9 protein-coding genes are annotated in these 13,133 nt (G+C 67.3%); 3 read left to right on the forward strand and 6 right to left on the reverse strand.

Annotation, left to right across the window (positions count from 1 at the left end; translation table 11 throughout):
* Nucleotides 1-60: 60 nt before the first annotated feature.
* The 6 genes from VF167_18020 to VF167_18045 all read right to left on the reverse strand — a co-directional run bounded on the left by VF167_18020 (nucleotide 61) and on the right by VF167_18045 (nucleotide 10,254).
* Nucleotides 61-1,458, reverse strand: a complete 1,398-nt coding sequence (locus VF167_18020; protein ID HEX6927328.1) for an NAD-dependent succinate-semialdehyde dehydrogenase — start codon at nucleotides 1,456-1,458, stop codon at nucleotides 61-63.
* 458 nt (nucleotides 1,459-1,916) lie between these two features.
* Nucleotides 1,917-2,654 carry a TorF family putative porin gene (locus tag VF167_18025; GenBank protein ID HEX6927329.1) on the reverse strand — a complete coding sequence of 246 codons (738 nt, stop codon included), beginning with the start codon at nucleotides 2,652-2,654 and terminating at the stop codon, nucleotides 1,917-1,919.
* Nucleotides 2,655-2,885: 231 nt separating this feature from the next.
* Nucleotides 2,886-7,751: an NAD-glutamate dehydrogenase gene (locus VF167_18030; GenBank protein HEX6927330.1), complete on the reverse strand. Its 4,866-nt coding sequence runs from the start codon at nucleotides 7,749-7,751 to the stop codon at nucleotides 2,886-2,888.
* A gap of 88 nt (nucleotides 7,752-7,839) precedes the next feature.
* On the reverse strand, nucleotides 7,840-8,874 hold the full coding sequence (locus VF167_18035; protein ID HEX6927331.1) for an ABC transporter permease: 1,035 nt from the start codon (nucleotides 8,872-8,874) through the stop codon (nucleotides 7,840-7,842).
* Nucleotides 8,867-9,817 carry an ABC transporter ATP-binding protein gene (locus VF167_18040; GenBank protein HEX6927332.1) on the reverse strand — a complete coding sequence of 317 codons (951 nt, stop codon included), beginning with the start codon at nucleotides 9,815-9,817 and terminating at the stop codon, nucleotides 8,867-8,869. The genes VF167_18035 and VF167_18040 overlap by 8 nt, the downstream gene beginning before the upstream one ends.
* Nucleotides 9,818-10,059: 242 nt before the next feature.
* Entirely contained in the window at nucleotides 10,060-10,254 is a 195-nt protein-coding gene (locus VF167_18045; GenBank protein HEX6927333.1) for a hypothetical protein, read from the reverse strand.
* A 202-nt stretch (nucleotides 10,255-10,456) separates the two neighbouring features.
* Between VF167_18045 and VF167_18050 the strand changes: the two genes are divergently transcribed.
* From VF167_18050 to VF167_18060, 3 genes are all read left to right on the forward strand, one after another.
* Nucleotides 10,457-10,999, forward strand: coding sequence for a GNAT family N-acetyltransferase (locus VF167_18050; GenBank protein ID HEX6927334.1), 543 nt, complete (start codon nucleotides 10,457-10,459; stop codon nucleotides 10,997-10,999).
* 186 nt (nucleotides 11,000-11,185) lie between these two features.
* Nucleotides 11,186-12,127: a D-glycerate dehydrogenase gene (locus VF167_18055; protein ID HEX6927335.1), complete on the forward strand. Its 942-nt coding sequence runs from the start codon at nucleotides 11,186-11,188 to the stop codon at nucleotides 12,125-12,127.
* Nucleotides 12,128-12,161: 34 nt separating this feature from the next.
* Nucleotides 12,162-13,124 (forward strand): DUF3810 family protein, encoded by a 963-nt coding sequence (locus VF167_18060; GenBank protein ID HEX6927336.1) that lies wholly within the window; start codon nucleotides 12,162-12,164, stop codon nucleotides 13,122-13,124.
* The last annotated feature ends 9 nt before the right edge of the window (nucleotides 13,125-13,133 follow it).

The raw sequence follows: 13,133 nt of genomic DNA on the forward strand, positions 1-13,133 counted from the left end.
AGCTGGAGCCACCTCCCGGAAACATACAGTTCCAGCAGTGGGCTCGTTGGTGCTGGAACCCTACTCGGTCGTGCTCGCCTCGAGGTGGGAGTCGCTGCCAACCCACACCGTCTTGACGTTCACGAACTCGCGGATTCCGATGGCCCCGAGCTCGCGCCCGTAGCCGGACTCCTTGACTCCACCGAAAGGAAGCCGTGGATCGGACGCCACCATTCCGTTCACGAACACCAACCCCGCTTCGATCCCGGCAATGAAGTAATCGCGCTCCTCCGGATCACGCGTCCAGACCGCGCTACCCAGCCCGAAACGCGTGGCGTTCGCTATCCTCAGGGCATCTTCCCGATCCTCCACCCGGAAGAGGGCCGCCACCGGACCGAAGACCTCGTCTCGCGCAGCCGGCGACTCCGCGGGTACATCCGCGATCACGGTGGGAGGATAGAAGTTACCCGCTCCCTCGGGGATGCTTCCCCCCAGCAGGAGCCGTCCCCCCGCCGCGAGCGTCTCCTCCACCTGGACATGGACCTCGTCGCGGATCTGCCGCGTAGCCAGCGGCCCCACCTGCGTCTCGGGATCCAGCGGGTCACCCACCCGGAGCGCCGCCATGCGAGCCACGAACCGCTCTTCGAAGCGGTCGTAGACGTCTCGATGGACGATGAAGCGCTTCGCCGCGATACACGACTGTCCACTGTTGACCGTGCGCGCGGACACGGCCGTCTCCACGGCAGCCTCCAGGTCCGCACTCGGCATGACGATGAAGGGATCGCTACCCCCCAGCTCGAGGACTGTCTTCTTGATTCGCTTACCGGCGGTAGAGGCTACAGCAGCGCCCGCCGGCGTGCTCCCGGTCAGCGTCGCCGCGCGTACGCGAGGGTCGTCCAGGATCGTGCTCACCAGGTCCGACCCGATCAGCAGCGTCTGGAATTCGTCGCTCTCGAAACCGGCTTCGCGGAGGAGCTCCTCGATGGCGAGCGCGCACTGCGGAACGTTGGAGGCATGCTTGAGGAGACCGACGTTGCCCGCGACCAGGGCCGGGGCGGCAAAGCGGAATACCTGCCAGAAGGGGAAGTTCCAGGGCATCACGGCGAGGACCGGCCCGAGGGGCTCGTAACGGATCCAGCTCTGCCGGGCGTCGGTCTCGACGCGCTCGTCGGCCAGGAAGCGAGCGCCGTTCTCGGCGTAGTAGCGGCAGGCCAGCGCGCACTTGCGCGCTTCCGCCACAGCCGCACCGATCGGCTTGCCCATTTCCAGCGTCATCAGCCGTCCGAGCTCTTCGGCGCGCTCCTCGAGCAACTCCGCCGCGCGGGCGACACGCTCCGCCCGCTGCCCGATCGACCGACTCCGCTGGAGCTCGAAGGCGACAGCCGCCCGCCCGATCCGCTCCTTTACCTCAGCTTCGCTCAGTGCTTCGAACTCAGCGAGAACCTCTCCGGTTGCGGGATTCCTGCTGGCGATTGCCATGCTGCTGCCTCTCTCGGTGGCCGCGGTGATGGCCCGAGGTCCCGCTTCGAGCCGGGCGTCCTCCGAGCCCTCGATAAGAACTAACACCGGCAGGCGGCGAGGGGCAAGTCGGGGAGTAGGCTAGCGGCTATCGGCGCACGCGCACCTCCCTCGTGTTGCTCGGGATGACAATGCTCGGGAGGCCGGGGTCACCCACCGCAGCATGCTGGATATTGCCCGGAGGGGCGCCCCTGTGGGCGCCCGCACGAGGAATTGGCAGTAGCGAGGGGTGGAAATGCGGATTTTGTCGTGCGGTTGGCGGAAGGGGAAACGCAGACTACGTCGTGCGGGCGCCCACAACGGACGCCCCTACAGGCGACTCACCTGCCTGAACAAGAGATGGCAGCCCTACATCGCCCGGCCGCATAGCCGATAGCTGGTAGCCGCTATCTCACAACAGATACCCTCAGCCGCACAGCTTACATCCCCCGCGAGATGCTGAAGATCGCCCGCCCCCCGCAGAGCTCGCCGCCCCCGAAGCACTCGGCGTCCTCGAGGTCGGTGTCGACGTACTGCCCCAGCAGCTCGAAGCCGGCGACAGGCACGCCGACGCCGAGCGACCAGGTGGTGTAATCCGGCGTGCCGAAGGTTTCGTTGTCCTCGATGAGCTGACGACCGACGGTGCCGTAGAGGTTCAGCAGCGAGAGCGGAATCCCCAGGTCCAGAGCATAGTACCAGGCCTCCCCGGATCCGCCGAAATAGTCCGGCGAGTAAGAGGCCGACACACCCCCGTCCAGGAGGGAGAAGCTGCGGCTCGCACCCAGGTTGAACTCCAGGAAATCGTACCCCCGCTCATCCGATCCAGGATAGCCGTAGTAGATCGCCCCCAGATCCAGGTCGAACAGCCCGCCAGGGCTGAAGGCGAAGCCGCCATAAACATCCATCTCCACCTGCGCCCGAGGGTTAGCCGCCTCGCCGAAGTTGAGGCTCGACGCCCACGTCCCGAGGTACAGGCCACTCGGATGCTCGAGGTCGATCCCTCCCTGGATCGCCGGCTCCTCCAGGGTCTGCGAGATCCCCCGGAATGCATAATCGCTGGTCACCGCAACGTTGCCGGACAACCAGCCCGCCCACGCCTCCCCTTCCTCCTGCGCCGACGCTCCGCTCGCGCCCAGCCACAGGGCGAGTCCGAGACCCATTACCATGCTTCGCTTCATCTGTCCTCCAATGGCCCTTGGGATATTCACCTGCGAGGAGCAGGCAAACTGTGGATTGTTTCCTAACAGGCGGCAGCAATCTAATTTTGTAAGGATGGAATGCGCAATAGCCTAATTTTGTTATGGAGAAGGAAGCCAGTGGTATCGTGGCTTCATATCCTGGCAAACGACGAGGGCCCGGGAGATCACTCCCGGGCCCTCGTCGCAGAACTGTAGTGGAGGGGATGACGGCTAGCGTGCGATCGCCAGGTTGGTGAGTGCCCGCACGGCCACGGCGTATCCGGCCAGCGGTACCTGCTCGGCTCCGCGCAGCTCGTCGAGCAGCTCCAGGTAGTGCTCCGTCTGGCGGGAGTGGTGGCTCTCGTAGTCGCGGATGCAGCGCACCATGTCGCCCTCGTGCACCTCGCATTCGAGCACCCGCCGGGTGACCGCGCGATGCGCGCGCCCGACGTCGGCGAGGAGGGCCTGCGACAGGCGCTTCTCCCAGACCTGGTCGTGCACGGCGCTGCGTACTGCCTGCTGCAGCCAGGGAACGGCCAGGTGCTCGGCCACGAGGTAATACGCCCGGGCGGCCTCCACTTCGTCCACGCGGGATTCCCGCGCGATCCGCAGGATGTCCAGCAGCTCGGGCAGGAAGCGCAGGGTGATCAGGCGCGCCCCCAGCGTCTCGTCGACGCCGAGCCCCTGCAGCTCCGCCATCCGGTCCAGAAAGATCTCCCGGTGCTCACCCGCCACGATGGCGGGAAATTCTTCGCGGAGGCGGGAGAGGGCGGGTAGGTGCTCTTCCACCACCGTAGCCGTCGATGCATCCGCATCCACGTTGCTAAGCACCCAGCGAGTGGTCCGCTCCAGCACCCTGGCCATGGCGAAGAGCCAGCGGTAGACCGTCTTCGCCGGAAACGCGTGCTCGAGCTCGAGCAGGTCGTCGCGGATCGCGCGCGCCCCCGCCAGTCGACTGGCGATATCCCACGCCCACACCACCTGCTCGATCTCCTGCCCTGCGTCACGGGCCACCCGGAAGAGGAAGCTCGCCCCCATCAGGTTGACGAGGTCGCTCACCAGGGTGGTGGCGATGATCTCCCGACGAAGGCGGTGCTGACGCAAGCCCTCCATCCCCACCGCCTGCACCGCCGCGCTGGGGAAGTAGTTGACGAGATAGTCCTCCAGCGCGGTCTCGTCGGGCAGACGGGAGTCGAGCACGCGAGCGCTGGCGTGCAGCTTGGCGTAGGCGAGCAGCACGCACAGGGTGGGGCGCGTCAGCCCGATACCCTGACCGGCACGATCCGCGATCTCTTCGCGGCCGGGAATTCCCTCTCTGCCGCGCTCCAGCAGGTTCTCGCGCTCGAAGGAGGAGATCAGCGCCTCGAAGTCCGCGAGGGCCTCGCGGCTTCGCGCCTCGTCGAGAGAGATGGCCAGCGATTGCTCGATGTTGTTGCGCAGCACGAGGCGGGACACCTCGCTCGTCATCTCGTCGAGCAGGCGGTTCCGCTGCTCCGGCGTCATGTCTCCCGCGGCGACCCGTGCGCCGAGCAGGATCTTGAGGTTGACCTCGTGGTCGGACATGTCTACGCCGCCGGAGTTGTCCAGCGCGTCGGTGTTGATCCTCCCCCCGCGCAGAGCGTAGCTCACCCTCGCCCGCTGGGTGAAGCCGAGGTTGCCCCCTTCTCCAACCACCTTGCAGCGCAGGTCCTCGGCGTTCACCCGCACAGCGTCGTTCGCCGAGTCCCCCACTTCCGCGTGGGTCTCGGAGGCGGCCTTCACGTAGGTCCCGATCCCGCCGTTCCACAGCAGCTCTACGGGCGCGCAGAGCACCGCCCGCACCAGACCCTCGCCATCCAGCCGGTCCACTCCCACCTCCAGCCCGAGTGCCTCGCGGGCCTCGGGGGTGAGTTCGACCTCCTTGCTCGCCCGCGGAACGATCATCCCGCCGCGGGAGAGGACCGAGCGATCGTAGTCGTCCCAGCTCGATCGAGGCAGCTTGAACAGGCGCTGCCGCTCACGGTACGAGGCTTCGGGGTCCGGATCTGGATCGATGAAGACGTGGCGGTGGTCAAAGGCGGCGATCAGGCGGATCTGCCGAGAGAGCAGCATGCCGTTGCCGAACACATCGCCGCTCATGTCGCCGATCCCCGCAACCGTGAAGGGCTCCCGCTGCACGTCCTTCCCCATCTCGCGGAAGTGGCGGCGCACGCTCTCCCACGCCCCGCGCGCGGTGATCCCTTCCTTCTTGTGGTCGTAACCGTGGCTGCCACCGGAAGCGAAGGCATCACCCAGCCAGAAGCCGTACTCCGCGGAGATCTCGTTGGCGACATCCGAGAGGTGTGCGGTACCCTTGTCCGCCGCCACCACGAGGTAGGGATCGTCCTCGTCGTGGCGCACGACGCGCTCCGGGGGCACGACGGCGCCGTTGACGATGTTGTCGGTGATGTCCAGCAGGCCGCGAATCAGAGTGCGGTACTGCTCCGCCGCTTCCTGCAGCGCCGCCTCACGGTCCGCGAAGCTGCGTTTGATGATGAAGCCGCCCTTCGATCCGCTGGGGATGATCACCGCGTTCTTGACGATCTGCGTCTGCACCAACCCCATGATCTCGGTGCGGAAATCGTCCGGTCTATCGGACCAGCGGATCCCACCGCGCGAGACGGGTGCTGCGCGCAGGTGGATGCCCTCCATTCGCGCCGAGAAGACGAAGACCTCGTACAGCAGACGAGACCGGCGCAGCTCCTCGACGTCGGCACAGCGGAACTTGAGGGAGATGTAGGGTACCCCGCCGCTGGTGAAGGTCGGATCGGCCCCTCCGTGCCGGAAATAGTTCGTGCGGGTCGTCCCCTGAATGAGTTCGATCAGCCGCCGGATGGCCCTGTCGTCCGCCAGCGTGACCACCTGCTCGAGCGCCCGATAGAGCACCTCTGGGGAGGGGGCCGAGCCTGCGGCAGCGTCGGGGTCGAAACGCGCCTTGAAGAGGTCGATGAGGAGGCGAGGGAGCTCCGGGTAGCGCGCGAGCGCCCGGGCCACTCCGTGCCGCGTGGGGATGGCGTTGATCTGGAAGGCGTAGTTCGCGTATGCGCGAATCACATCCACCTCGCGCCAGCGGAGCCCCGCGGGGAGCACAAGCGCATTGAACGGGTCGTCCGCGGCGACGCCGTCGCGCACCGCCAGCAGCATCTCCGCAAGAGGTTCCGCCCGATCGAGCGGCAACGCACCTCCTTCCGGGCGCTGCACCACGAAGGTGTAGATGGTCGCGTCCGGTAGCCCGGCGGCCGCGAGGGTGAACGGGGTGACTTCCACCACCCGCAGCCCTGCGTGATCCAGGGTCGGCATGAAGTCGCTCAGGACGAGGCGCTCGCCGATCAGGTATAGGTTCAGCAGGGTAACGTCGGGGGGAGTCTGCCCCCGATCCCGGGGATGAGGAGGGCGCAGGGCGATCCCGACCGAGCGGCCCGAGCGGCGCAGGTTCTCCAGCTCCGCCACGTCGGCCACCGCCACCTCCGGCGTGTTGACGGCACGGTATTCCTCGTTGAACGCCGGAGCGTACAGGTCCCCGAGCCGCTGCGCTTCCGCGGTCTCGAAGGTATTGGCGAGCTCGTCCCGCAGGCGATCCTCCCAGGAGCGGATGATCTGCCGGATGTCCGCCTCCAGCTCTTCCGCACGGACCTGCCGCACCCGCTCGGGGCTCGCGGAGATGTAGAAGTGCAGACGGGCCTGATCCCCCGCGCTCATGGCGAGGTGATAGTTCAGAACGGTCCCTTCGAAGCGGCGGGCGATCGCATCCTGAATACGGTGCCGTACCTCGCCACTGAAGCGCCCGCGCGGCAGGATCACCATCGTGCTGACACCCCGTCCCAGGGGATCCGGCCGAAGGGAGACCAGCACCTGATCCGCGAAGAGGAGGTTGAGAACGGTCTGGACCTCCTCCAGGAGCTCGTCGACCGATGCCTGGAACAGCTCCTCCTTCGGCATCGAATTGAAGATCGTGATGATCTCCTTGTAGTCGTGCGAGCCCGGCGGAGCGCCGGAGCGGCGCAGGATGGCCTCGAGCTTGTCGCGCAGGATGGGGATGATTTCGGCGTTCTCGGCGTAAGCCTTGGAGGTGAAGAGCCCGAGGAATCGCCGCTCGCCGATCACCTGACCGGAATCGTCCAGCCTCTTCACCCCGATGTAGTCCATCCGCGCTCGGCGGTGGACGGTCGATTCCGCGTTCGTCTTGCTGATGATCAGCATGGGGCCGCCACGGACCCGGCGCCGCAGCTCCTCCGAGATGCTGGAGAGCAGCACCGGGCGGGTCCACTGCGAACGCTCCTCCGCGCGAAGGATCCCCAGACCGCTGCCGGACTCGACCTGTAGCGCGGCTTCGGGTCCGCTGCCCACGATCTCGTAGGCGCGGTAGCCCAGGAACACGAAGTGCCCGTCGCGCAGCCAGCGGAGGAACTCCTCGATCTCCCGGAATTCCGCCTGCCGCTCCGAGAACCTCCTGCCGTACTCGCGCACCATCTCCACGCAGTCCTTCAACTCGCCGAGCATGGCCTGGAAATCGTCGGTGGCCGCCACCACGTCGGCGAGACGGGAAGAGACCTCGGCTCGGACCGCCTGCCGGCGCTCCGGCTCGTGCAGGCGGGAGAGCTCGCAGTGCACGAAGGCCTCAGCCGGACCCACGTCCGGTGGGCCGACGCGCACCACGCTCCCGGAGGCATCGCGCTGCACGCCGAGCACCGGGTGGATGAAGCGGTGAATCGACAGGTTTTCAGCGGCGAGGTACTCGCGGATGGTGTCGACCACAAACGGGCGGTCTGCCAGGGCGACACGGAGCACGGTGACGGGTGCGGTCCAGCCCTCTTCCTCCGGGTTGAGCACCTCCACGTTCACCTGTTCCGGTCGCGAGCGCTGGAGGAAGCGGAAGGCTCCCAGCACCAGCGCCGTCCGCTCGTCCAGAGAGCGCTCCGGGCCGAGTTGACGCGTGGCCCGACCCACGAATTCGCGCGCGAAGTCGCACACGACTGGTCCGTCGGGTCCGGCGAGACTGTTCAGGTGCTCACAGAGTTGCTCGAGAAGGGCGTCGGGGAGCTGCGGCGAGAGGGGCGGCGATTGAACCTCGGTATCCATGGTTGCCGTTCGGGTGCGTCGGGTCAGGCGGGTCGCCTGAACGAACCTGGCTCCGGTGGACGCAGGAAGGGGGCCGGGCGGCGGCGCCTCAGCGCCAGCGGAAAAGCCGCAGGGCCAGCAAGGCGCTGAGAAGCGTCCACGCGGCGAGGTTCAGCAGCTCCCCCGGCACCTCCGTCAGGGGTCGCCCCTCGTTGTAGATGGCCCGCAGGGCGTCGTTCAACGCGGTGAGCGGAAGGAGCTGGATGAACGGCTGGAGCAGGTCCGGGAAGCGACGCGCCGAGAAGAAGACCCCCGACAGGATGAACATCGGCAACATCACCACGTTCATGATGCCGCTGACCCCCTCAACCGTACGCGCGCGCGAGGAGGAAAGCAGCCCCAGACCGGCAAAGGTCATTGTGCCGAGGAGCACGACGATCGCGAGATCGAGCCACGAACCCGCGATCTCCACGTCGAACACGAGCCAGGCGAAGAGCACCAGCGGCGGAACCTCGAGGACGAGGAAGGCCAGGCGAGCCAGGATTTGCGAGACCAGGAAGTCCCCGCGACGCATGGGGGTGGCGACCAGCCGCTTGAGCTGCTTCTTCTGCCGCATGTTGACGATGCCGAACCCGATCCCCCACATGCCGGTGCTCATCAGGTTGAGCCCGATCAAGCCCGGAATCACCCAGTCGATGTAGCGGGAGCCCGGCTGGCGCTGAGGGTCGGTCGCGACGGGCACGGGGCGCTTCGCCCCGGCATGTTCCTGGATCGCGGCGTCGACGAGTAGTCGAGCTGTGCGGCTCTCGGCCCGGGTCGGATCGAAGCGGAAGACGATCGAGTCGTCTCCCGTCACCAACAGATCGACCTCGCCGCGCCTCAGCGCGTCGGCCGCGGCGTCTTCCGTCAGGCGCTGCACATCGATCTGGTCGGAAGCCTCGAGGGCTGGCAGGTGAGCCTCGGCGGCCGAGCCCTGCACGACCGCGACGGGAACTGGCGAAGCACCTTCACCCCCGAAGGCGATCCCCAGCCCGATCGCCATCAGGATCGGGAAGAAGAAGGTCCAGAAGAGCGCCTCCGGCTCACGCAGGAAGGTGCGGATGCGCATCAGCGCCAGCTCGCGGACGGCAGCGGCCCTACTCATCGCGGAGTTGCCTTCCAGTCTGGGCCAGGAACACGTCGTCGAGCGTCGCCTGGTGCGTGCTCAGGGCGGTGAGCTCGCCCTGCCGCTCCTGGATGATGCTGAAGACCGCCGAGACGGCCCGATGAGGCTCGGCGGTTGTCAGGTGGTAGGTCCCGTTACGGGCGGAGACCGCGCTGACGCCTGGAAGCCGCTCCAGCTCCTCGATGGAGAGGGCGCGGTTGGCGGAGAACTCGACCACGTGCTCGCCACCCAGGCTGCCGATCAGCTCCGCCGGGGTTCCCTGCACCAGGACCTGGCCGTGGTCGATGATGGCGAGACGATCGCACAACCGCTCGGCCTCGTCCATGAAGTGGGTGGTGAGCAGGATGGTGCCGCCGTCGGCGCGGAACTCCATGCAGAGGTCCCAGATGTGGCGCCGCGACTGCGGATCGAGCCCCGTGGTCGGCTCGTCGAGGAAGAGGATGTCGGGTCGACCCGCAAGCGCGCAGGCGAGCGACAGCCGCTGCCGCTGTCCCCCCGAAAGGTTCCGCACCTGCGTGCGCCGCTTCTCTTCCAGTTCGACCCTGGAAACCAGCTCGTCCACGCTCCACCCGTCGGGATAGAGCGAGCGGAAGAGCCTGATCGTCTCTTCTACCGTCAGCTTGTCCGGCAGCTCCGTTTCCTGGAGCTGAATACCAAGCCGGGGCCGTAGCTCGTCAGCGTTTCGCCGCCAGGTCATACCGAGAACCTCCACCTCTCCGGAATCCGCCTCCTGGATTCCTTCGAGGATCTCGATCGTCGTCGTTTTGCCGGCGCCGTTCGGACCGAGCAGGCCGAAGCACTCACCCCGCACGACCTCGAGGTCCAGGCCACGCACAGCGTGGGTGTCGCCGAAGTGTTTGTGGAGTTCGTGGCAGCGCAGGGCTACCACCCGCTCGCAACGGTCAGCGGAGATGGCCATCATCCATCCACGCCCTCAAGGATCCGAGCAGTCGCGCTGGTAGCCGCAGTTCCGGCAGAGAATCTTGCATGCTGCAGTGTAGTGCATCACCGCGCCACAACACTCGCACTCGATAGGTCGGTGCGGATCGTAGTGCGGATCGAAATCGACACGGTCCACCACCCTGCGAACGGGCGCGGTCGGCGGCGCGGGCGCCGGGGAGCGGATCAGCGCACACCAGCGCGGGTCGGGATGCCGCATCGCATTCAGGACGATTGAGTAGCGCGCTCGATGACGCCGATCCGAGGATCAAACTGGTCCACCTCCTCCCGCCGACCATCGCTCCATTCTACCACTGCGTACAGAGCGGTTCCCTCCACGACCTTTCCGGTGTCGCCGCCGATCTCCTCCACGGTGTCCCCCACTCTGAAGAAGTGGCGTGATTCCATCTGTGAGCTCACCGACCCTCCTCGCTCCCCGGGTTGCGCGGGCGCGTAAGATAAGGTCGTCGGTGAGGGATACGGAATGCCCCGAAGGGAGACTCGGCTCGAGCGGGGCGCCACGGCTGGTAACCGCGGGGGCCGGAGCGAGGTTCGACGATAGGCCAGCCGGTGAGCACGTCCCGCTTGCCGAGCCGGTTCATCAACTTTCAGGAGAGCAGGTATGGCGGAGCGGATCGCGGCCGAGTTGATCACAGAGCGTCTGCGCCTGGAGCGGTTGGATCCGGGCCAGGAGGAGGTTCTGCAGGCGGTCTTCCGGGCGGCGGGAGATCACTTCACCACCGTGACCGGTCGCCCGGAGCCGGATCCGGAGGCGGCCAGACGGGAGCTGCGCTCCGCGGAGGAGGTGGAGGGTCGGGAGGTCTTCCTGATCCGCTTGCAGGAAGGGGACGAGGCGGTTGGGGCGGTGGGCTTCTGGGAGCGTCACCCGCAACCGGATGTGGCGCTGCTGGGGATGCTGCTCATCGACGTGAGTCACCGGAAGCGCGGATACGCCCGCGAGGCGCTCCAGGCGGTGGAAGACGCGCTGCGGGGACGGGGGATCGTCGAGTTGCGAACAGGGGTGGGCGCTGGCGACGTTGCCCGGCACGCGGCGCTACGGGCGCTCGGCTTCGAGCCGCTCGACGAGCGACGGCACGTGTCCCTCGATCGCGGCCGCGTGATGATCGCGCTCTTCCACAAGCAGTTACTCGAGCGTGATGACTGATCGGCCTTCGTCGCGCGACCCCGTCACGGTTGGTCGTGATCCGTCTCGGTGGGCGCGACCATCCCGTTTGAAGCGGCCCCGCGCGACCAGGTTGCGGCACCCTTTCGCGCGGGCCAGCTTCAGGATGCTAGTCCCCCGACCATCAGGCGCCCACCCACAAACCATTCGAATCAGTCCAGCCGCTCCATGCGCATCGTCACCACACTCGAGCTACCCGATTCGATCCGCGAGTCGCTGGAAGAGTTAGGCGGCGTCGCGGGCCCCGAGGGCTGGGAGGAGCACCTCGCGGAGGCCGAGGCGCTGATTGCCCTGCTGACGGTGCGGGTCGACGAGCGCCTGCTCCAGCGCGCGCCAAAGCTGCGCATCGTAGCCAACGCCGTCGTCGGGTACGACAACGTCGACGTGGAGGCGTGCCGCGCGCGCGGGGTCGTCGTGACCAACACCCCGGACGTGCTCACCGACGCGACCGCGGACCTGGCGATGGCGCTTCTGCTCGCCACCGTTCGCCGCCTGCCGCAGGCGGAGCGAAGCCTCCGAGCCGGCGAGTTTCGCGGGTGGGGCTTCTGGGACTACCTGGGAGGCGACCTTCAGGGGGCGATCCTGGGTATTCTCGGTATGGGCCGGATTGGCCAGGCGGTGGCCCGTCGGGCGAGGGCCTTCGGGATGCGGATACAGTACACCAACCGCTCGCCAGTCGACCCCAAGGTCGAACTGGAGCTGGAGGCACGCCGGGTGAACTGGGATACACTGCTCACGACGAGCGACGTACTATCGCTGCATGCCCCCGCCACACCCGAGACCCGGCACCTGCTCGACGCCGCGGCCCTCGCTCGCATGAAGCCGGGCAGCTACCTCGTGAACACCGCACGTGGCACGCTGGTGGACGAGACGGCACTGGTACGGGCGCTGCGCGACGGACCTCTCGCGGGTGCCGGGCTGGACGTGTACGAACGGGAACCCGAGGTGGAGGCCGGCTTGCTCGAGCTGGACAACGTCGTGCTCCTCCCGCACATCGGCAGCGCCACCCGCGCGACTCGCGAATCGATGGCCAGCCTTGCAGCGCGAAACGTGCGATCCGTCCTTACGGGCGGCGGTCCGCTCACCCCCGTCCCCGCGGCCGAGCGCTGAGCCGGTCGGACGACACCCGCGCCCAGGAGTTCCGATGGACCGGATCCGCATCTCCAACGATGCCACCTACTTCCCAGTGTCGCTCACGGACGTGATGCTGGCGGCCCCCCTGCTCTCACGCCTGCTGCTTGGCGCGACGCTCCCGGGGAAAGTTCTCCAGCTGGCCGCCCTGGGCGCGTATTCTGTCAGCGCCCTCCAGGACTGGGCAGATCGCCGGGGGATCCGGCGCATCGACTTCCTGGCGGAGTTCGGCGCGGACCTGCGCCACCTGCGGCCGATGAGCACAGAGCAGCGGGCGCACGAGGTGCGCACGCTGGCGCAGCGGCTGAACCGCGAGTACATCGCGGAGACGCTTCCCCGGCCCGAGCTCGCCCGGCTCGTTGACCACCACCTCACCAACTACATCGCCAGCATCACCGGACAGCGCGTCGAAACGAGCGCGGAGGTCCGCAACTTCGGGCTGGCTCAGCTGCTCTTCCCCTTCGCATTGGGCGCCTGCGACTTCCTCTCCGGAGACATCGCGATCTTCCGAGACACCGGGGTCTTCGAGCCTCACGTGATCGCCCACGAGTTCTGCCACCGGAAGGGCTACCACAAGGAGCTGGAAGCGCAGGTACTCGCGTACCTGGCCCTGGTGTCTTCGGGCGAGCCGCTACTCGTCCAGGCCGCGCTGTGCGAGCGCCTGCACCGGCACGTGCGGGTGCTTTCGGAGGAAGACGAGGAGCGGTTCGAGCAGATCCTGGTGTCCGCCGAGCTGCGCGACGAGCTGCGCGAGCAGATGATGGAGCTCCGCCCGCGCACCAGCGCCCTCGCCGGCCCGGTTGCGGACCTCATGCGGAAGCTCTATGACGAGCGCATGAAGCTCACCGGTCAGAACGGCCTCTCGGACTACGACCGGGGCTTTACCGACTTCCTGCACACCTTCGAGAACAGTCCGGATGCCCGGCAGCCGGTGCCACGGGGTGCCCGTCCCGAGGAATCGACTCGCGCTGCCTGACGATCAAGA

Source organism: Longimicrobiaceae bacterium (assembly GCA_036375715.1).
In the GTDB taxonomy this organism is placed as follows: Bacteria; Gemmatimonadota; Gemmatimonadetes; order Longimicrobiales; family Longimicrobiaceae; genus DASVBS01.

Bases quoted from the DNA above. Each gene is read 5' to 3' on its own strand.
- VF167_18030 (HEX6927330.1), bottom strand. From the start codon at position 7,751: ATGGATACCGAGGTTCAATCGCCGCCCCTCTCGCCGCAGCTCCCCGAC.
- VF167_18050 (HEX6927334.1), top strand. From the start codon at position 10,457: ATGGCGGAGCGGATCGCGGCCGAGTTGATCACAGAGCGTCTGCGCCTG.
- VF167_18035 (HEX6927331.1), bottom strand. From the start codon at position 8,874: ATGAGTAGGGCCGCTGCCGTCCGCGAGCTGGCGCTGATGCGCATCCGC.
- VF167_18055 (HEX6927335.1), top strand. From the start codon at position 11,186: ATGCGCATCGTCACCACACTCGAGCTACCCGATTCGATCCGCGAGTCG.
- VF167_18025 (HEX6927329.1), bottom strand. From the start codon at position 2,654: ATGAAGCGAAGCATGGTAATGGGTCTCGGACTCGCCCTGTGGCTGGGC.
- VF167_18060 (HEX6927336.1), top strand. From the start codon at position 12,162: ATGGACCGGATCCGCATCTCCAACGATGCCACCTACTTCCCAGTGTCG.
- VF167_18040 (HEX6927332.1), bottom strand. From the start codon at position 9,817: ATGATGGCCATCTCCGCTGACCGTTGCGAGCGGGTGGTAGCCCTGCGC.
- VF167_18020 (HEX6927328.1), bottom strand. From the start codon at position 1,458: ATGGCAATCGCCAGCAGGAATCCCGCAACCGGAGAGGTTCTCGCTGAG.